We start from the raw sequence: 17,939 nt of genomic DNA on the forward strand, positions 1-17,939 counted from the left end.
GAGCCGGAACCGCCGGGTTCAGTGGGCATTCAAGGCGCGACCCGCATTTGGCCCCCGAACAGACACGGAGTTTCCCATGAAGCGTTTCGCAGCGCTCACCCTTCTCGCCGCGCCTCTCGGCGCGGCCCTGCTGGCGCCGGTCGCCCTTTCGGCGCAGGCGGCCTCGCCTTTGTCGCAGGTCAGCGCGCATCTGAAAGCGGTCGGAACGATGACGGCGAACTTCAGCCAGAGCGGCCGCAATGGACAGACGCTGCAGGGCGTCTTGACGATGAAGCAGCCCGGAAAGGCACGCTTTCAATATGGCCGCGGCATCCCGCTGCTGATCGTCGCGGATGGCCGTAGGCTGACGATGATCGACTATCAGGTGAAGCAGGTTTCGGGCTGGCCGATCGGCAATTCGCCGCTCGCCGTCCTACTCGATCCGAACAAGGATCTGTCCCGGGTCGCCAAGGTGATCCCATCGGGCGACCCGCGGGTGCTGCTGGTCCAGGCACGTGATCCCAAACGACCCGAATTCGGGACGATCACTTTGGCCTTTGCGAAGGTACCGAGCGGGCCGGCGGGGCTGATGCTGACGGGCTGGACGTCGATCGATGCCCAGAAGAATCGGTCGACAGTGAAGCTGTCGGGACACCGCTTCAACGTCGCGGTTGCGGACAGCGCCTTTACGTTCGTCGATCCTCGCAAGGCCAAGCGGGGATGAGATTTCGGGGGGAACCTAGCTTATGTTAGCGCGTTTCAAGACCACCACGTAATCTCCCTGACGCCCCGGTACGAGTATCGCCGGGGCGTTTTTCATTTCCGCCGCACTTTTTCTCGCAGCTGCGAAAAGGTTAACGGCGTTCATCGCTCCGACAGGATCGAATCGGTAGAGAAAAGTCTGCAATTGCGGCGCGCCGCTTCGGGTTTTCCCCCTGTTGCCCGTTCCGGTGCCCGTGATTGTCCTCGCGTAACATACGCTTGGTGACCCTCGCTCCACGCCCCCGGAGCGGGGGTCTTTGCGTTCCAGCCTGCCATTCCGCCGCGCCGCAACATCGACAGAGACGCGGGCCATCGCTACATCTTCGCCATGTCGCCCTCGCTCAAAGTCGCTTCCTGGAACATCAATTCCGTGCGTGCCCGCATTGCGATCGTGGAGCAGTTCCTGATCGAGGAGCAGCCGGATATCCTTTGCCTCCAGGAGACAAAGGTAATCGACTGCGACTTTCCCAAGGCCATGTTCCTTCGCTTGGGTTACCGGCACATCATCCTGTGCGGCCAGCGCATGCACCACGGTGTGGCGATCATCAGCCGCGTTCCGCTCGTCGAAGAAAAGCGGGAGGATTGGCAGGCGAACGGAGAAGCGCGCCACATCGGCGTGCGCCTGCCGAACGGGATGCGGCTGGAGAATGTCTACGTGCCCGCCGGGGGCGATGTGCCCGATCGCGAGCAGAACCCGAAGTTCGGCCAGAAGCTCGATTTCGTTGAGCGGATGACCCGCTGGTCGGAGGCGTGCCAATGCCCCACCCTTCTGGTCGGCGATTTCAACATCGCCCCGCTGCCCTGCGACGTCTGGAGTCATAAGCAGCTGCTCAACGTGGTCAGCCATACGCCAGTCGAAGTGGAGGCACTAACGCGCCTGCAGCAGAGCAACGAGTGGGTCGACCTCGGCCGCCATTTCCACCCGGCGCCAAAGCGACTTCACACCTGGTGGAGCTACCGCTCGCCCGATTGGTCGAAGAATGATCGAGGCCGTAGGCTCGACCATATGTGGGCGACAAAGGACGTTGCGGCACTGGCCAGGGAGCACCACGTCCACGAGCCCTGCCGCAACTGGACTCGGCCCTCCGATCATGTCCCGCTCGTAACCGAGTTTGCCATTTGAGCGGTGGCCGCGATCTCGCCCGCGCAGTCGATGCGCTGAAGCGCGGCTGGCCGGTCGCGATCGACGGCACAAATTATCTCGCGATTGAAACCGCCGATGACGGCACGTTGGCTGCCTTCGATGGGCAGGCCCGTGCGGACATTCTGATCTCGGGCAGCCGGGCGGCGACGCTGAAACTCACCAACCAGCGGGACGCGACTTCCACGGGCCCGGTACGGGTCGTGCGCGCAACGTGGATCGACCTTGCCGGGGCCACCGCGCTTGCCGATCCTGCTCTGGACCTCAGGACACCCCTCAAGGGCCCGTTCCAGACAGTCCCGGTCGGATCGCCGGATGGTGCGGAGGCGGCACTCAGGCTCGCGCGTTTGTGCGGGTTGTTACCGGCCTTGTTCATCGACGGAGCGGCCGAAGAGCCGGCCGTTGTCGCGGCGCGAGACATCATGGCGTCAGCTGAGGCTGCGGGGCTTCGTATCGCCTCGCGCGCGAAGCTGCCGACGCGCCATGCGGAGCAGGCGGAGGTCGTCGCCTTCCGCTCGGAGGACGATGCGGCTGAGCATGTCGCGCTGCTGATCGGTGGTCCAAACGGCCACCCTCCCCTCGTCCGATTGCACAGCGAATGCCTAACGGGGGACGTGCTGGGCTCACTCAAATGCGATTGCGGGCCGCAGTTGGATGATGCGCTCAGGGTGATCGCTGCTTCCGGCTGGGGTATCCTGCTCTATCTGCGGCAGGAAGGCCGCGCGATCGGGCTGGTGAACAAGCTGCGGGCCTACGCGCTGCAGGACCAGGGTTTCGACACTGTCGATGCCAACCTCCGGCTCGGGTTTGGTGACGACGAGCGCCATTTCGGCGTGGCGGCGCGGATGCTGCGGCTGCTTGCCCAGGATGATGTGCGCCTGCTCACGAACAACCCGCGCAAGGTCGCGGGGCTGGAATCTGAGGGAGTGCGCGTCACCGAGCGGGTTCCGCTCAGGGCCGGACACAATCCGCACAATGCCGGCTACCTCGACGCGAAGCGGCTACGGAGCGGTCATCAGCTCTGATCTCGTCAGGCGAGGATCGCCGCGACCTCCTCGAAGCTTTTCGCAGACGCCTGCGCGCCGAGCTTGAGAAGACGTTCGGCATGGCCACTGGAGCAGTGGCTTCCCGCCGCCAGACCGATGACGAACGCGCCGGAGGCGACGGCCCCCGCCACCCCGACCGGTGAATCCTCAATGATCGCGATCCGCTCGATCCGAACTCCGAGCGCCGCGGCGGCGTGAAGGTAAAGGTCGGGAGCGGGCTTGCCGCGCGAGACATGAACCTTGCCGCTGTAGATATGCGGCTCGAAGCATCCCCGTATTCCGAGATGATCGAGATGCGCCCTGATCCAATCGAGCGAGCTTGAGGAGGCGATCGCCCGCGGCAGGTCCGGTGCGAGGCTTTCCACGAATTCGACCGCGCCCGCGACCGCGGCGATGCCTTCGCGAAGGACGCGCGCATCCTCCTCCTCACGCGCGGCGTGGAACCCTGAGGGAAGCGACTGGCCGAGCCAGCGCTCGATCGCGTCGGTGAAGGTTGGGCCCGACAGTCCCATGAATTCGGCCAACGCCTCCTCGACGCTGATCGGATGCCCAATCGCCGTCAGATAATCGGCGATCTGCTTGTTGCCGACATATTCGCTTTCGAGCAGCACGCCGTCGAAGTCGAAGATCAACCCTGAGAACCTCAGCTGCGTTCTCCGAACAGGTTAGTGCCGACCCGCACATGAGTCGCGCCGGCCATCACCGCAGTTTCGAAATCAGCCGACATGCCCATGCTCAGCGCCGGGAGATGGTGGCGGCGAGCGAGCTTGGCGAGCAGCGCGAAGTAAGGCGCCGGCTCGAGGTCGGCGGGAGGGATGCACATCAAGCCGATGACCGGCAGCCCGGCCGTGCGGCACGCCTCCACCAGCGCCGGCAACTCGTTCGGAACGCATCCGCCTTTCTGCGGCTCGTCACCGACATTGACTTGGATGAAGCAGTCCGGTCGTCGATCCGCCTTGGCCATGGCCTTGGCGAGCGCTGTGACCAGCGAGGGGCGGTCGACCGAGTGGATGCAGTCGAACAGTTGCACCGCTTCCTCAGCCTTGTTGGACTGGAGCGTTCCGACCAGGTGCAGGTTCAGGCCGGGGAAGATTTCCCGAAGTGGCGGCCATTTCGCCTGGGCTTCCTGAACCCGGTTCTCGCCGAACGCACGGTGCCCTGCCTCGATCATCGACACCACCGCCTCGGCGGGCTGGGTCTTCGACACGGCGATCAGATTGACCTTGTCCGGCGAGCGACGGGCGAGGCCAGCGGCACGCGCGATGCCTTGCTTGACCATCCGGAGCCGCTCGGCGGGTGATGTCTCGATCATCGGCGCGCTATAGGATCGGCCATGCGTCCCCACCACCAGTCTTTGCCCCGCCTTTGGCTGATGACCGACGAACGGCAAGGAGAGGCGCTCTGGACGGCGCTGGAGCGCTTGCCGGCCGGCGCGGGCGTGGTCTTCCGGCATTACGGCTTGCCCGATGCGGAGCGACGTTCGCTCTTTGCGAGGCTGCGGGAACTATGCCGGCGGAAGCGGCTGATGCTGCTGGCGGCTGGTGGCCCAAGGAGCGCGCGGGCTTGGCGGGCGATCGGCTGGCACGGACGTGGACCGCGATACCGGAACCTGCTCAGGACAGCGCCCGCCCACAACGTCCGGGAGATCAGGGCGGCAGAGCGTGGAGGCGCAGCGCTCGTTTTTCTCTCGCCCGTCTTCCCGACGCGCTCGCATCCGGGAGCGCGAGCCCTCGGACCGGTCAGGTTCGGGCTGCTCGCGCGTGCATCGAGAGTTCCGATCATCGCGCTCGGCGGAATGAACGAACGCCGGGCGCGGCATCTCCCAGGCGCTTATGGCTGGGCCGGCATTGATGCGTGGAGCTACGCCCCGGCTCAGAAGCGGAAGGCGGTTCCCAGATAAACGGCCTGGCTGTCGCGGCGCTGATCGGCAATCGGCTCGAGCCGGTCGCGATCGATCTTGTAGCGGACGCCGCCGGTCACAGCTAGGTTGCGCGTGATCGAATAGGAGCCGCCGACATCAAGCGAGTAGCTGGATTCGACCGGTACAATCCGCGGCAGGGTGCCGTCGCTCCGCTCGGCGCCGGCCGAAACGCGACCCGTGAACTTCTTGGTTTGATAACTGATGCCGACTTCCGCCGCCTCGCGGCCGCCCGGGATTGGACCACCCTGCACACGCGCGACGTCGCCGGACAGGGCGAAACCCTTCCAGCCGACCGAGACGCCGAGATTGTAAGCCGTGGGGGTAATCGCGCTCACCGGCGTGCTGTCCGCAACGCGCGTTGCTTGGGCCGTGACGGCCGCAGGCGTGATCGTACGCGCCCGCACCGCGACCCGGACTGCCTTGCTCTTTTCGGGCGAAGCCGACGAAGGTGTGAACCGGAAGCTGCTCGGCTGCAGGCCGCGGCGGGCGAATTCGGCCGCGAGCCGGGGATCCGCCACCGCCGGCGTGAAGCTGCCGATGCTGAGCGAGCGGGCGCTGCGTGCCTTTTTCTTGGCCTGGTTCTGCGTGGAAGCGGCAACGGCAGGCGCCAGCACGAGCGCAAGCGCCGCCAACGACGCGCCCCCCAGTGCAGCCATCCCACCCAGCCTGATCACAACCCGACTCCCATGAGCCCAGAGATGTAGTAGCGCCCAACGCATGAGGCCAGCCAATCGCCTCCTGCCCGGCCGAATCCCGATCCTCTGTTGCATCTTCTCCACAACAACTTACGCCAGTCTGTACAGATGCGCTTGACTTGGCGTTCAGTACGACGAGGCCGTCGCGCCATACCCGGCGACGGCGCTTGCCGCACGCGTTCGCCGGCCTATAACGGCGGCGCACCCAAGTCGCTTCAAGGAATGTCCATGTCCCGTTTCGCTTCGCTCGGCCTCATCATGATGTGCGGCCTGTCCGCTTCGGCCTGCGACTCCATTCGAGACGACATCAACGCAACCTTGGGCCGCAACTCAGGGAGCAGCGTTCGCGCCGCCGACGCTGCCGCCTCGCAGGTCACCACGATCGGGGTCAACGCCTACCTGTGGCGCGCGGCGCTCGATACGCTTTCGTTCGCGCCGATGGCGCAGGTCGATTCCGCGGGCGGAGTGATCGTCACCGACTGGTATGCGAACCCGCAGTCGCCGGGCGAGCGGATCAAGGTCACCGCCACGATTCTCGACCGCGACCTTCGCGCCGACGCGCTGCGCGTTGCGGCTTCGCGCCAGGTCATGCAGAACGGGCAGTGGGTCGAAGCACCGATCGCGGCGGCAACCGTGCAGAAGCTGGAGGAGATCATCCTCACCAAGGCGCGCGACCTGCGCCGCAACGCGGTCAGCGGCTGACGGACTTCTCCTGATGGCGACGTCGCGCTTCAACCCGCTCGCGGCCGATGCGCGCTGGCAGCAGATCTGGGAAGAGCGCGGCACTTTCCGCGCGTCCGACGACAGCCCAAAGCCGAAGAGCTACGTGCTGGAGATGTTCCCCTATCCATCGGGGCGCATCCACGTCGGCCACGGGCGCAATTACGTGATGGGCGACGTGCTCGCGCGCTATCGCAAGATGAAGGGTTTCGAGGTGCTCCACCCGATGGGGTGGGACGCGTTCGGAATGCCGGCCGAGAACGCCGCGATGGAGCGGCGGGTGCATCCCGGCGAATGGACCCGCGCCAATATCGACGTGATGCGGTCGCAATTGAAGCTGCTCGGCCTTTCGCTGGATTGGAGCCGGGAGTTCGCGACGTGCGACCCTGAATATTATGGTCACGAGCAGGCGCTGTTCCTGGACCTGTTCGAGGCCGGTCTCGTCTTCCGCAAGGAAAGCGAGGTCAATTGGGATCCGGTCGACATGACCGTGCTCGCCAACGAGCAGGTGATCGACGGTCGCGGCTGGCGCTCGGGCGCACTGGTTGAGCGGCGCAAGCTCAACCAGTGGTTCCTGAAGATCACGGATTTCGCCGAGGAACTGCTCGACGGCCTCGAAACGCTCGACCGCTGGCCTGACAAGGTCCGCCTGATGCAGGAAAACTGGATCGGCAAGAGCCAGGGGCTTCGGTTTCGCTTCGCTTTTGCCCAGGAAGAGGGAGCCCGCCTTCCCCTGGAAGTCTTCACCACCCGTCCCGATACCATCTTCGGCGCGAGCTTCGCGGCAATCTCGCCAGATCACCCGATCGCGCTCGCGCTGGCTGGCCAAGACGAGCGCGCCGCCGCGTTCATCGCAGAGTGCAAGCGTGGCGGGACCACCGCGGCCGAGCTCGACACGGCGGAGAAGCAGGGCTTCGATACCGGTCTTCGCGTGGTTCACCCGCTCGATCCGGAATGGACGCTGCCGGTCTATATCGCGAACTTCGTACTGATGGATTACGGCACCGGCGCGATCTTCGGCGTGCCGGCCCACGACCAGCGCGACTTCGAATTCGCGACCAAGTACAACCTACCGATCCGCCGCGTCGTGGCCGCCGCTGCCGATCAGGCGGACGCGCCGGTCGACAAGCAGGCCGACAGCGGCGACGGTGTCCTCGTAAATTCGCGCTTTCTCGATGGCATGGGCGTCGAACAAGCGAAGGCGGCGGTCGTCGCCCGCGCCGAAGCCGAAGGTTGGGGCGAGGGTACGATCGCTTGGCGGCTGCGCGATTGGGGTGTCTCGCGCCAGCGTTACTGGGGGACGCCCATCCCGATCATACACTGTACCAAGTGCGGTCCGGTTGCGGTTCCAAAGGACCAGCTACCGGTTGTCCTGCCGGACGATGTGACGTTCGATCTGCCCGGAAACCCGCTGGAACGCCATCTGGAGTGGAAGCATGTCGAATGCCCACGCTGCGCCGGCAGCGCGGTCCGAGAGACCGACACGCTCGATACTTTCGTTGATTCGAGCTGGTATTTCATCCGTTTCGCCAGCCAGCCCGGAGACCAGCCGTTCGACGCGCAAATTGCGGCGCAGTGGCTTCCCGTCGATCAATATATCGGCGGGGTGGAGCATGCGATCCTGCATCTTCTGTATGCGCGCTTCTGGACTCGTGCGCTGCATCGCATCGGACGGATCGGCGTTTCCGAGCCTTTCGCCGGACTTTTCACTCAAGGCATGGTGACACACGAGACCTATCGTTCGCTCGATGGACGCTGGCTCTCGCCTGAGGAGGTCGAGGTCGGCCCGGGGGGTCTGCTGGAATCCGCCACCGGGAGCGCTGTCGAGATCGGACGCATCGAAAAGATGTCCAAGTCCAAGAAGAATACGGTGCCTCCCGAACCCATCGTGGAGCAATATGGCGCCGATGCGCTGCGCTGGTTCCTGTTATCGGATTCGCCGCCCGAGCGAGACTTGCAATGGACAGAGGCCGGGATCGAGGGCGCCTGGCGGTTCGTCCAGCGACTGTGGCGCATCCAGAACGGTGAGGGCGCGGGGCACGGCCGCGATCCGGCACTTGATCGCAAGCTCCACCGGACCATCGCCGCCGTCAGCACGAATATCGAGGCGCTCGCGTTCAACAAGGCAGTGGCGAATCTATACGAACTTGCCAGCGCGATCGAGAAGGCGGCACCGACCACCTCCCGAGACGAAGCGGCAGGAGCGATGCTGAGGCTGGTCGCACCCATGGTGCCCCACCTCGCCGAGGAAGCCTGGGCAACGCGCGGCGGCGAGGGGCTCATCGCCGAAGCCGATTGGCCGGACGCCGATCCGGCACTCCTGATCGAGGACGAAGTCACCATCGCGGTTCAGATCAATGGGAAATTGCGCGATACGCTGACCGCTCCGAAGGGTGCGCCGCGCGAGACTCTGGAGGAGCTTGCCCTGGCGTCCGAGAAGATCGTCCGGATTCTGGAGGGCAGAGCCCCCAGGAAAGTCATCGTGGTACCCGATCGTCTCGTGAACCTGGTGGCATGAGGCTCTTCATCCTTCTCGCCTCTACCCTGCTCCTCGCCGGATGCGGCCTGCGCCCCCTCTATAGCGGCGGAGGAGCCGGAGCGGTGGCGCAGAGCCTTCGCTCCGTCGATGTCGCTCCGATCGGCGGGCGATCTGGGTGGATGGTCCGCACCGCGCTTGAGGATCGGCTCGGGGCGCCTGCCGGCGTGCAGGCGCGCTATCGGCTCGAAGTGGAACTGGACGACGACATCATTGGCTTTGGCATCCGGCGTGATGACGCTGTCGCTCGCGAGCGCCGCACACTGCGCGCGCGCTACCGGCTGGTCGACGCTGCCGTCGGCACAGTGCTGCTGGACGCGACCGCCGGTTCGGATGCGGGCATCGACGTGGTCAGCTCCGAATACGCCACGGTTGCTGCCGAACAGACTGCGCTCGAGCGGCTGGCACGGGAAGTGGCCGATCAAATCGTTACCCGTGTCGCCCTCTATTCGTCGCGGACCGGCCCCGGTCGGTGAGGGCGGACAGAGCCGCCGTCGAGCGCGCGCTGAAGGCGCCCTCCCCCGCCCAGCGCTTCATTCTTCTCTACGGCCCCGACGAGGCGGGCTCGCGCGCCCTTGCGAAGCTCGCCGGCGCAAGTGGGGGCGAAAGGGTGGAGATGAGCGGTGCAGAGCTCAGGGGCGATCCGGCCAGGCTCGCCGACGAAGCGGCGTCCATGTCGCTGTTCGGCGAGGCGCGTCACATCGTGGTGGAGCCGGCCGGGGAAGAAGTGGTGACGGCAGTCGAGGGCCTGCTCGAAGCGGCCGCCGCCGGCAACATGGTGGTCATTGTGGCGGGCGCTTTGAAGCCCACCAGCAAACTGCTCAAGCTCGCTCTCGCGTCCAAGCAGGCGCTGGCCCTCGTCAGCTACCTGCCTGATGCGCGCAACGCGCCACGCCTGGTGCAGGAACTCGCCCGTGAGAAGGGGCTTTCGATCCGCCCGGAAGTCGCCCGCATGATTTCCGACAGCACGGCGGGGAATCGTGCGATCATCGAGCAGGAGCTGGTGAAGATAGCGCTATTCCTCGATGCCGCGCCTGAACGGCCTCAGATGGTCGAAGAGGAAGCGATTGCGGCGATCGGCGCGGCTCGGGAGGAAGGCGACCTCAGCCGGCTGGTCGACAGCGTCGGAAACGGCGATCCTGCGCGCTTGCAGGCCGAACTCCTCCACCTGTCCAGCGAAGGCATAGAAGGGATCCCGCTGATCCGGGCGGTCCTGCGCCGCCTCGCTATGCTCGCCGGCATGCGTGCTGAAGTGGAGAGTGGGAGAAGCGTCGAGTCCGTAGTCGCCGCGCGCGGCAAGGCGATCTTCTGGAAGGAGAAGGACGCGATCACCAGCCAGCTCGCCCGTTGGCCCGCGGAGATGATCGCCCGCGGGATGGGCCGGCTGCTCGAGGCCGAGCGTCAGGTCAAGGCATCGGGCGGCCTTGGCCCGCTAGCAGTCGATGAAGAGCTATTCGCAATCTGCCGGCAAGCGGCTCGGTTGCGCTAGATCTTCTCACCGCTGAGCCGCTGGCAAATCATGTCGAGCTGGTCGAGCGTGGAATAGCCAAGCGAAACCGTTCCGCCGTCGTCACCGTGGCTGATCGTGACCTTCAGCCCAAGCAGGTCGCCGAGCTGACGCTGTAGAGCGTCGATATCCTCGTTCGCCGCCTTCGCATATTGCAGGCGAGGCTGGCTGGCCTTCCGGCCGAGGCCCATCCGGACAAGCTTTTCCGTGTCGCGGACCGAGAGCCCCCGCCTGACGACCTCGTCAGCATAGGCCTGCGGGTTCTGTGCCGGCACGAGCGCGCGGGCATGGCCCATGCTGAGTTCGCCCGTGGCGACGGACGTGCGCACGCGCTCAGGGAGCTCGAGCAGGCGAAGCAGATTGGCGACGTGGCTGCGCGACTTGTGGACGAGTTTACCGAGCGCATCCTGCGTGTGGCCAAATTGGTCGATCAGCCGCTTGTAGCCCTCCGCTTCCTCGATTGCGTTCAGATCCTGGCGCTGCACATTTTCGATCAGCGCGACCTCGAGCGTCTCACCATCGTCGAACTCGCGGATGATGACCGGAACCTCGTGAAGCTGCGCTCTTTGCGCGGCGCGCCAGCGGCGCTCGCCGGCGACGATCTGGTACCGGTGGCCGTTCGGGCGGACAACGATCGGCTGAATAAGGCCCCGCAGCCGGATAGACTCGGCGAGTTCCGCAAGTGCGTCCTCGTCGAAATGCCGTCGCGGCTGATCCGGATGCGGCTCGATGCTCGCGACGGGCAGCGTCTGGACGGTCCCGCTGCCGCCGACCGGCGCCTCGTGCGCGACTTCGCCGAGCAGCGAAGACAGGCCGCGACCGAGCCCGGCCGGTCGCTTGCGAAGCGGCTCGCTCATGCCGCGGCTGCCGGTTTCGGCAAGCGGTCGATCAACTCACGTGCAAGCGCCATATAAGCCTCCGATCCGGAACAACGATGGTCGTAGATGAGCGCGGGGACGCCATGGCTCGGCGCTTCCGACAGGCGGACGTTGCGCGGAATCACGGTCTGAAAAACAACCTTGCCGAGGCAGGCGCGGACGTCGTCCGCCACCTGCGTGGACAATCGGTTACGCCGATCGAACATCGTGAGCGCCACGCCAAGGATGGAGAGCTCCGGGTTGAAGCGGGCGCGAATCCGCTCGATTGTCTGGAGAAGCTGGCTGAGGCCTTCCAGCGCGAAGAACTCCGCCTGGAGTGGAACCAGGACCGAGTTGGCAGCCACCAGCGAATTGATCGTCAGTATACCGAGTGAGGGCGGGCAGTCGACCAGGCAAATGTCCCAGCGTGCACTCGCGTCGACAAGGCTTTTGTCGAGCCGGTGAGTACGGTCCTCAAGCTCGACCAGTTCAATCTCCGCGCCGGACAGATCCACCGTGGCGGGAATGAGGTCGAGGCGCGGAACCCGGGTCGGGACGACCGCCTGTTCGAGCCTGCACTGGCCCGTGAGCAGTTCGTAGCTGGACTGCTGGCGCTGGGAATGCGCTACTCCAAGACCGGTCGATGCATTGCCTTGCGGATCAAGGTCGATCAGGAGAACGCGCCAGCCGGTCGCAGCAAGCGCGGTGGCGAGATTGATCGCGGTCGTGGTCTTGCCGACTCCACCCTTCTGGTTGGCAACCGCGATCCGGATCATTTCTTTGTTTAACCCCTGCCCCTCCGCCGAACCTGTTCCGCAATGATTATCCCCGCTTCGGGATCTGTCAGGCTTGGTTCCACGTGGAACTTACCTTGCCACGAAGACCGGACTGCATCCAGTTCCGACTGTGCATTTCTGCCCTTGGGTAAGACCCAGCGAGTCTGTGGTGCGGCGAAGCGTTGGCCAAGGTCCAGCAAGCGGTCCAGCGGCGCGAATGCGCGGGCGCTGATTACGTCCTGAGTGGGCAGTTCCAATCGCTCTACCCGGCTGCACAGAATTTGTGTTGAACTGGGCAGGGCGAGAGTCTCGGCCGCGCGCCGGAGGAAATCGACGCGTAATCGCCGGCTTTCCACCATGGTGACCTGCACCGGATGGAGCGCTGCGACGACAAGTCCCGGAAATCCGGCACCGGTTCCGAGGTCCAGCCATGTGCGGGCTGCTGCGGGGACGAACCGAAGGAGTTGCGCGGAATCGAGGATGTGGCGCGACCAGATGTTGCCGAAAGTGCCGCGCGCGATGAGATTCTGATGCTGGTTCTCGCGGGCGAGGAGATCGACGAAGACGGAGAGGCGGTCGAGTGTTTCACGTGAAACGCCGAACTGCTCCGCGAGAATGCGGCGCGCATCCTCGCTCATCAGGCGGCTTTGCGCCGCGCGTGGACCAGGATTGCGGTTAGAGCTGCCGGAGTGATGCCGCGAATCCGGGCCGCGGCGCCGAGCGTCTGGGCGCGGCTGGCCGCCAGGCGTTCCGCCATCTCGGTCGAGAGTCCAGGTAGGGAATGATAGTCGATCATGGTGGGTATGCGTACCGCTTCGTCAGCTTTGAGCCGGGTGAGCTCGGCTTGCTGTCGCGCGATATACGGAGCGTAGCGATGGTCCTGAACCGCTTCCTCCACGATAGAGAGGGGGGAGGTGGCGAGCGCACGTGCGAGCTGAATGAGGCCGGTCGCGTCCAGCTCCGGAAAGCGGAGCCAATCGGCGAGGGTGCGCTTAACCCCGTCATCCCGAACCGACACCCCTGCGCTGTTCAGTTGCACGCCGGTGAAGCGCCGGCCGAGTTCATCTTCTACCCGGGCCCGATCACGACGAGACTGCTCGAACCGGGCGCGGCGCTCCGGACCGACGCAGCCGATCGTTATCGCCTTCGGGGTCAGCCGCGCGTCGGCATTGTCCGCCCGAAGGCGAAGCCGGTACTCGGCGCGCGCTGTCAACATACGGTAAGGCTCGGTGACGCCCTGTAGCGTGAGATCGTCGACGAGGACCCCGATATAGGACTCGCTACGATCGAAGATCACGTGCGGCTTTCCTGCCACCCAGGCCGCGGCGTTCAGGCCGGCGACGAGCCCCTGGGCGGCGGCTTCCTCGTAGCCGGTCGTGCCGTTGATCTGGCCGGCCAAGTACAGGCCATGGATCAGGTCAGCGCGGACCGACAGTGTGGGGTCGAGCGTGCGCGGGTCCACATAGTCATATTCCACCGCATAACCTGGTTGGACGATCTCTGCCCGTTCCAGACCCCGCATAGAGCGCACCATGTCAAGCTGGACGTCCTCGGGCAGCGACGTCGAGATGCCGTTTGGGTAGACGAGATGATCATCCAGGCCTTCCGGTTCGAGAAAGATCTGGTGGCCGTCACGGTCGCCGAAGCGATGAACCTTGTCCTCGATCGACGGACAATAACGCGGCCCGACGCCCTCGATCTCGCCCGCAAACAGTGGGGAGCGGTCGAGCGAGGCGCGGATCAGATCGTGGGTGCGCTGGTTGGTGCGGGTGACGGCGCAAAAGAGCTGGGGCGCCGGGCGGCCGTCACTCATCGAGGAGAAAGTCCAGTCGCCCTCGTCGGAGGGCTGTCGTTCGAGGACGGTCCAGTCGATGGTGCGGCCGTCCAGTCGCGGCGGGGTTCCGGTTTTCAGGCGTGCGATCGGGAGGCCGAGGGCCCGCAGCTGAGCGGCCAGCGAAGTCGCTGCGGACTCGCCGACCCGCCCGCCGGCGCGGCTGGACATTCCGAAGTGAAGCTTGCCGCCCAGGAAGGTGCCCGTGGCGAGGACGACGGCTGGCGCCTCCAATAGCCTGCCGTCCGCCAGCCGAAGACCGCGCACCTGCTTGCCCCCGCCGGGCAGGTGTAACGAGGCGGCTTCGCCTTCCACAATCTCGAGGTTCGGCTCGGAATCCAGCAACGCGTGGATCGCTGCCTTGAAGCGGCTCCGGTCCGCCTGGACGCGGGGACCCCGGACTGCCGCGCCCTTGCTGGAATTCAGCACGCGATAGTGAATTGCGGCGTGGTCGGCGGCGCGGGCGATCAGGCCGTCGAACGCGTCGACCTCGCGAACAAGGTGACCCTTGCCGAGCCCTCCGATTGCCGGGTTGCACGACATGGCGCCGATGGTTTCGCGGCTGAAGCTGACGAGTGCGACAGAGGCGCCCAGGCGGGCCGCGGCGGCCGCAGCTTCGCAGCCGGCATGGCCGCCCCCGACCACAATGACATCGTAAGTGGTGGTAGGCATCATCAGCCCTCTAGCGGGACGGGCCCGGTTTGTCGAAGGAGAGGCTTCGTCGGTCGCGCTGTTTCACGTGAAACTTCGATCTAGTCATTTGCCGATGCAGAAGGAGCTGAACAGCCGGTCGAGCATGTCCTCCACGCCGGCGCGACCGGTGATGCGATCGAGTGACGCGCGGGCGAGGCGCAGGGATTCAGAAACGATAAGGAGGTCCGTGGAGTTCGCCGCCGAGTGCAAGTGGCAGACGCAGTCAGCCAGAGCGGCTCGATGCCGAGCGTTGACCGCCACCTCGCCTTCCCGGGGCAGCAGCGCGCGGCCTCGATCGACCATGAGGGCGATCAGCGCGTCCATTCCTTCCCCCGTCTCCGCGGAGACGTGAATGTCAGCCAGAGGGCGCCGCGGCTCCGGATAGAGGTCTGCCTTCGAGGCGACGAGGATGGATCGGGCAGGATCGGGGCAGTCGTGCGGATCGCCCAACCAGAGGATCAGGTCCGCGGCGGCCATGCTCGCGCGCGCGAGGCTCACGCCCTCCGCCTCGATCGCATCCGCACCCTCCCGTAAGCCCGCCGTGTCTACTAGCAGAAAGGGCGCGCCGCCGATCGCAGTCGGCGCCTCGATCAGATCGCGGGTCGTGCCCGCAATCGCGGAAGTAATCGCGGCGCGGCGCCCAGCGAGCCAGTTGAGCAGGCTCGACTTGCCCGCATTGGGGGGCCCGGCGATTACCACGCGGATCCCATCGCGCAGCCGTTCGGCAGGTGGGCTTCGCAGGAGCTGGTCGAGTTCAACGGTCAACGAACCAAGAGCGGCCGTCCAGCTGGTCGGAAGCTCGTCACCCACGTCGCCCTCATCGGAGAAGTCGAGCAGACTCTCGACGGCGGCCGCGAGTTGAAGAAGGCGATCCTGCCACGCCTCGACCCGGCGACTGAGCGCTCCCCCGGCGAGCGCCAAGGCGGCGCGACGCTGGGATTGGGTCTCGGCGGCGAGCAGGTCGGCCAGTCCTTCAGCCTCGGCAAGATCCATCCGGCCATTCTCGAACGCGCGGCGGGTGAACTCGCCCGGTTGCGCGCTGCGAAGACCGTTGATGCTTCCGAGTGCATCGAGAACCGCCGCCACGACGGATCGGCCGCCGTGAAGATGCAGCTCGGCGATGTCTTCACCGGTCGCGCTGTCCGGGCCCGGGAAGAAAAGCAGGATGGCGCGATCGAGGGGTTCTCCGGTCGCTGGGTGAGCGATGGTCCGCAAACTGGCGGTGCGGGGAACGGGGAGTAAGCCGGCCAGCGTCTCCAAGGCAGATGCGGCGGCCGGGCCGCTCAATCGGACGATGGCGATAGCGGCTGGAGGTTGGCCGGAAGAGAGCGCGAAAATCGTGTCGGCGTTCACCTCTTCCCGCTCACCTGTTCGAACATCTGGCGCCAGACACCCAAACCGGCTTCGGTCATGGGTCCCCAGCTCTTCATCATGTCGGCGACCATGTCAGGCGTGACGCCATCGGCAACGGCGCGTTGCAGCATATCGACATAGGCCTGGTGGACGGGCGTGAGGTCCGGCAGGCCGAGGAAGCGCCGCGCCTCCTCGGGCGTGCAATCGACGTTGACGGTGACCTTCATCTGCGCTCCTTGCGGTTCAGGCTGGGCAGCGCAGATGTGAGCGGTCGCGCCGGTTGGTGCAAGGCTGGAGAACGAGCATGGCTGAAGCGTACCGATTCTGCTTGCGAGCGACGGGCGGCACGGAAGTTCTCGAAGCGGAACCGATGGATGTTCCTCCGCCGGGCGACGGCGAAGTGCTGGTTCGTCACGAGGCGATCGGGCTCAATTTTATCGACACCTACCACCGGTCAGGACTCTATCCGGTACCGCTGCCATCTGGGCTCGGCGTCGAGGCGGCGGGTCTGGTCGAGGGCCTCGGAGCGGGGGTGACCGGGTTCCTGGAGGGGAACCGTGTGGGATACTTCTCTGGACCACTCGGAGCCTATGCGACACACAGGACCATCCAGGCATCGCGCCTCGTGAAGCTGCCGGACAGCGTGAAAGGCGAGGAAGCCGCAGCCATCATGCTGAAGGGCTGCACGGCGGAGATGCTGATCGAACGCTGCGCAAAGGTGCAGGATGGAGACACCGTTCTGGTTCATGCAGCCGCCGGCGGCGTGGGATCGATCCTGGTGCCATGGCTGAAGGCGCTCGGCGCCGTCGTCATCGCGCACGCCGGGAGTGCCGAGAAGGCGACGAAAGCGACGGCGCTCGGCGCGGATCAAGCACTGAGCTGCGCGATGGAGGAACTGGCGGGCGAAGTGAGGCGCTTGACGGGCGGGCGCGGCGTCCAGGTGGTGCTGGACGGTGTGGGAGCGGCCAGCTGGGCGGCTTCGCTCGGCTCGGTCGCCAAGCGGGGAATGATCGTCAGCTACGGGAACGCATCGGGGCCGGTGCCGCCTTTCAGCCCGCTCGAATTGGGCCGGGCCGGATCGGTGTTCCTGACGAGACCGAGCTTGTTCGACTATGTCGCGGATCGCAAGGAGCTGGAGCATTCGGCGGCGCGGCTGTTCGAGATGGTGGCGGGCGGGGTGGTCAAGCCACAGATCGGGGCGCGGTACCCGCTGCTCGAAGCCGCCGCGGCGCACAGCGCGCTGGAGGGGCGCAGGACGGCCGGATCGACCATCCTCCTGCCGTAGAAAAGCCGGAAGCTTGTCTCGCTTCCGCGGGAACGTGGAGGTCGACGTCAGCTGAACAGAGTCGTCACGCCGACCGAGGGATCGATGAAGCCCTCGTAGATCATCTTGCCCGCGACATAGACGATGACGACGAGCCCGAACCAGGCGATCCACCGGTAACGCTCGATGTAGCGGGCAAGGATGTTGGCCGCGACGCCCATCAGAGCGACAGCGAGCAGCAGGCCGATGATCAGGATGCCCGGATGCTCGCGAGCAGCGCCGGCGACGGCGAGCACGTTATCCAGGCTCATCGAGACGTCCGCAACCGCGACCGCCCAGGCAGCGCCGGCGAAGCTCTTGGCCGGCGGGACGTTCGCGTGCTCGTCGCCATCGATTTCCGGCGAACCCCCGGCTGCGCCCGAATGATGAAGCTCGCGGTACATCTTCCAGCTGACCCACAGCAGAAGCAGTCCGCCGGCGAAGATCAGGCCCACGATCTGCATGAGCTGGGTAACCAGAAGGGCAAAAAAGATGCGCAACACCAGAGCGGCGATAATGCCGATCAGGATGACCTTCTTGCGTTGATCGGCAGGAAGGCCGGCGGCGAGCGCTCCGACCACGATGGCGTTGTCGCCGGCGAGCATGATGTCGATCATCAGCACCTGGCCGAACACCACCCACGCCGCTGCCGTGTTGAGGCTGGAGAGGTCTTTCACCACCGCCTGCCACATGCCGGCCAAGCCGCCCTCACCGAGCGCAGGCGCGGCCGCGGCCGAGAGGGTCATGAGGAGATCGTGCATGTGGTGGCGTTCCCTGGAATTTGCGCCTCAATAAGAGGAGGCTCGAGTAAGGCAAGCC

Annotated in this window: 19 protein-coding genes; 9 read left to right on the top strand and 10 right to left on the bottom strand. The window is 65.6% G+C overall.

Annotation, left to right across the window (positions count from 1 at the left end; translation table 11 throughout):
• The first annotated feature begins 76 nt into the window (after window positions 1-76).
• The 3 genes from VF631_RS13665 (at window position 77) to ribA (ending at window position 2,907) form a co-directional block, all read left to right on the top strand.
• Window positions 77-703: a LolA family protein gene (locus VF631_RS13665; protein ID WP_431850868.1), complete on the top strand. Its 627-nt coding sequence runs from the start codon at window positions 77-79 to the stop codon at window positions 701-703.
• Between the two features lie 366 nt (window positions 704-1,069).
• The gene (locus VF631_RS13670; RefSeq protein WP_431850869.1) at window positions 1,070-1,864 is read left to right on the top strand and encodes an exodeoxyribonuclease III; all 795 of its coding nucleotides are present in this window, start codon (window positions 1,070-1,072) and stop codon (window positions 1,862-1,864) included.
• Window positions 1,861-2,907: a GTP cyclohydrolase II gene (gene ribA, locus VF631_RS13675; RefSeq protein ID WP_431850870.1), complete on the top strand. Its 1,047-nt coding sequence runs from the start codon at window positions 1,861-1,863 to the stop codon at window positions 2,905-2,907. Before VF631_RS13670 ends, ribA begins: the two co-directional genes overlap by 4 nt.
• Before the next feature lie 5 nt (window positions 2,908-2,912).
• On the opposite strand, the gene VF631_RS13680 is transcribed toward ribA, so the two are convergent.
• Window positions 2,913-3,575 (bottom strand): HAD family hydrolase, encoded by a 663-nt coding sequence (locus tag VF631_RS13680; protein WP_431850888.1) that lies wholly within the window; start codon window positions 3,573-3,575, stop codon window positions 2,913-2,915.
• Window positions 3,572-4,240, bottom strand: coding sequence for a YggS family pyridoxal phosphate-dependent enzyme (locus tag VF631_RS13685; protein WP_431850889.1), 669 nt, complete (start codon window positions 4,238-4,240; stop codon window positions 3,572-3,574). Before VF631_RS13685 ends, VF631_RS13680 begins: the two co-directional genes overlap by 4 nt.
• 60 nt (window positions 4,241-4,300) lie before the next feature.
• Here VF631_RS13685 and VF631_RS13690 point away from each other — a divergent pair, with 60 nt between their 5' ends.
• Window positions 4,301-4,828, top strand: coding sequence for a thiamine phosphate synthase (locus tag VF631_RS13690; protein WP_431850871.1), 528 nt, complete (start codon window positions 4,301-4,303; stop codon window positions 4,826-4,828).
• On the opposite strand, the gene VF631_RS13695 is transcribed toward VF631_RS13690, so the two are convergent.
• On the bottom strand, window positions 4,801-5,505 hold the full coding sequence (locus VF631_RS13695) for a porin (protein WP_431850872.1): 705 nt from the start codon (window positions 5,503-5,505) through the stop codon (window positions 4,801-4,803). The two genes, VF631_RS13690 and VF631_RS13695, sit on opposite strands and share 28 nt — an antisense overlap.
• Window positions 5,506-5,772: 267 nt before the next feature.
• Here VF631_RS13695 and VF631_RS13700 point away from each other — a divergent pair, with 267 nt between their 5' ends.
• The 4 genes from VF631_RS13700 to holA are packed head-to-tail and all read left to right on the top strand — an operon-like array spanning window position 5,773 to window position 10,289.
• Window positions 5,773-6,246, top strand: coding sequence for a DUF3576 domain-containing protein (locus VF631_RS13700; RefSeq protein ID WP_431850873.1), 474 nt, complete (start codon window positions 5,773-5,775; stop codon window positions 6,244-6,246).
• A gap of 13 nt (window positions 6,247-6,259) precedes the next feature.
• A complete protein-coding gene (gene leuS / locus VF631_RS13705) occupies window positions 6,260-8,782 on the top strand; it encodes a leucine--tRNA ligase (RefSeq protein ID WP_431850874.1) in 2,523 nt (840 codons plus the stop codon).
• Entirely contained in the window at window positions 8,779-9,276 is a 498-nt protein-coding gene (lptE, locus tag VF631_RS13710; protein WP_431850875.1) for an LPS assembly lipoprotein LptE, read from the top strand. The genes leuS and lptE overlap by 4 nt, the downstream gene beginning before the upstream one ends.
• Window positions 9,273-10,289, top strand: a complete 1,017-nt coding sequence (holA, locus tag VF631_RS13715; RefSeq protein WP_431850876.1) for a DNA polymerase III subunit delta — start codon at window positions 9,273-9,275, stop codon at window positions 10,287-10,289. Before lptE ends, holA begins: the two co-directional genes overlap by 4 nt.
• Here holA and VF631_RS13720 read toward each other — a convergent pair.
• From VF631_RS13720 to VF631_RS13745, 6 genes are all read right to left on the bottom strand, one after another.
• A complete protein-coding gene (locus VF631_RS13720; RefSeq protein ID WP_431850877.1) occupies window positions 10,286-11,164 on the bottom strand; it encodes a ParB/RepB/Spo0J family partition protein in 879 nt (292 codons plus the stop codon). The two genes, holA and VF631_RS13720, sit on opposite strands and share 4 nt — an antisense overlap.
• On the bottom strand, window positions 11,161-11,940 hold the full coding sequence (locus VF631_RS13725; protein WP_431850878.1) for a ParA family protein: 780 nt from the start codon (window positions 11,938-11,940) through the stop codon (window positions 11,161-11,163). Before VF631_RS13725 ends, VF631_RS13720 begins: the two co-directional genes overlap by 4 nt.
• Before the next feature lie 8 nt (window positions 11,941-11,948).
• Complete coding sequence (rsmG, locus tag VF631_RS13730) at window positions 11,949-12,578, bottom strand: 16S rRNA (guanine(527)-N(7))-methyltransferase RsmG (RefSeq protein WP_431850879.1); 630 nt, start codon at window positions 12,576-12,578, stop codon at window positions 11,949-11,951.
• Window positions 12,578-14,443, bottom strand: coding sequence for a tRNA uridine-5-carboxymethylaminomethyl(34) synthesis enzyme MnmG (gene mnmG, locus VF631_RS13735; protein WP_431850890.1), 1,866 nt, complete (start codon window positions 14,441-14,443; stop codon window positions 12,578-12,580). The genes rsmG and mnmG overlap by 1 nt, the downstream gene beginning before the upstream one ends.
• Before the next feature lie 84 nt (window positions 14,444-14,527).
• Window positions 14,528-15,817: a tRNA uridine-5-carboxymethylaminomethyl(34) synthesis GTPase MnmE gene (gene mnmE / locus VF631_RS13740; protein WP_431850880.1), complete on the bottom strand. Its 1,290-nt coding sequence runs from the start codon at window positions 15,815-15,817 to the stop codon at window positions 14,528-14,530.
• Window positions 15,814-16,044, bottom strand: a complete 231-nt coding sequence (locus VF631_RS13745; RefSeq protein WP_431850881.1) for a DUF6489 family protein — start codon at window positions 16,042-16,044, stop codon at window positions 15,814-15,816. The genes mnmE and VF631_RS13745 overlap by 4 nt, the downstream gene beginning before the upstream one ends.
• Before the next feature lie 77 nt (window positions 16,045-16,121).
• On the opposite strand from VF631_RS13745, the gene VF631_RS13750 reads away from it, so the two are divergent.
• Complete coding sequence (locus tag VF631_RS13750) at window positions 16,122-17,102, top strand: quinone oxidoreductase family protein (RefSeq protein WP_431850882.1); 981 nt, start codon at window positions 16,122-16,124, stop codon at window positions 17,100-17,102.
• 47 nt (window positions 17,103-17,149) lie between these two features.
• Here VF631_RS13750 and VF631_RS13755 read toward each other — a convergent pair whose 3' ends face one another.
• Window positions 17,150-17,881: a TerC family protein gene (locus VF631_RS13755; protein WP_431850883.1), complete on the bottom strand. Its 732-nt coding sequence runs from the start codon at window positions 17,879-17,881 to the stop codon at window positions 17,150-17,152.
• Window positions 17,882-17,939 lie beyond the last annotated feature (58 nt).

Source organism: Allosphingosinicella sp., assembly GCF_036387615.1.
Classification (GTDB): domain Bacteria; phylum Pseudomonadota; class Alphaproteobacteria; order Sphingomonadales; family Sphingomonadaceae; genus Allosphingosinicella.

Excerpts from the sequence above, each read along its gene's own strand:
- VF631_RS13755 (WP_431850883.1), bottom strand. The coding sequence starts at position 17,881 with ATGCACGATCTCCTCATGACCCTCTCGGCCGCGGCCGCGCCTGCGCTC.
- mnmG (WP_431850890.1), bottom strand. The coding sequence starts at position 14,443 with ATGCCTACCACCACTTACGATGTCATTGTGGTCGGGGGCGGCCATGCC.
- VF631_RS13745 (WP_431850881.1), bottom strand. The coding sequence starts at position 16,044 with ATGAAGGTCACCGTCAACGTCGATTGCACGCCCGAGGAGGCGCGGCGC.
- VF631_RS13725 (WP_431850878.1), bottom strand. The coding sequence starts at position 11,940 with ATGATCCGGATCGCGGTTGCCAACCAGAAGGGTGGAGTCGGCAAGACC.
- VF631_RS13695 (WP_431850872.1), bottom strand. The coding sequence starts at position 5,505 with ATGGCTGCACTGGGGGGCGCGTCGTTGGCGGCGCTTGCGCTCGTGCTG.
- VF631_RS13665 (WP_431850868.1), top strand. The coding sequence starts at position 77 with ATGAAGCGTTTCGCAGCGCTCACCCTTCTCGCCGCGCCTCTCGGCGCG.
- VF631_RS13750 (WP_431850882.1), top strand. The coding sequence starts at position 16,122 with ATGGCTGAAGCGTACCGATTCTGCTTGCGAGCGACGGGCGGCACGGAA.
- VF631_RS13700 (WP_431850873.1), top strand. The coding sequence starts at position 5,773 with ATGTCCCGTTTCGCTTCGCTCGGCCTCATCATGATGTGCGGCCTGTCC.
- VF631_RS13690 (WP_431850871.1), top strand. The coding sequence starts at position 4,301 with ATGACCGACGAACGGCAAGGAGAGGCGCTCTGGACGGCGCTGGAGCGC.
- rsmG (WP_431850879.1), bottom strand. The coding sequence starts at position 12,578 with ATGAGCGAGGATGCGCGCCGCATTCTCGCGGAGCAGTTCGGCGTTTCA.
- VF631_RS13720 (WP_431850877.1), bottom strand. The coding sequence starts at position 11,164 with ATGAGCGAGCCGCTTCGCAAGCGACCGGCCGGGCTCGGTCGCGGCCTG.
- lptE (WP_431850875.1), top strand. The coding sequence starts at position 8,779 with ATGAGGCTCTTCATCCTTCTCGCCTCTACCCTGCTCCTCGCCGGATGC.
- VF631_RS13670 (WP_431850869.1), top strand. The coding sequence starts at position 1,070 with ATGTCGCCCTCGCTCAAAGTCGCTTCCTGGAACATCAATTCCGTGCGT.
- VF631_RS13685 (WP_431850889.1), bottom strand. The coding sequence starts at position 4,240 with ATGATCGAGACATCACCCGCCGAGCGGCTCCGGATGGTCAAGCAAGGC.
- leuS (WP_431850874.1), top strand. The coding sequence starts at position 6,260 with ATGGCGACGTCGCGCTTCAACCCGCTCGCGGCCGATGCGCGCTGGCAG.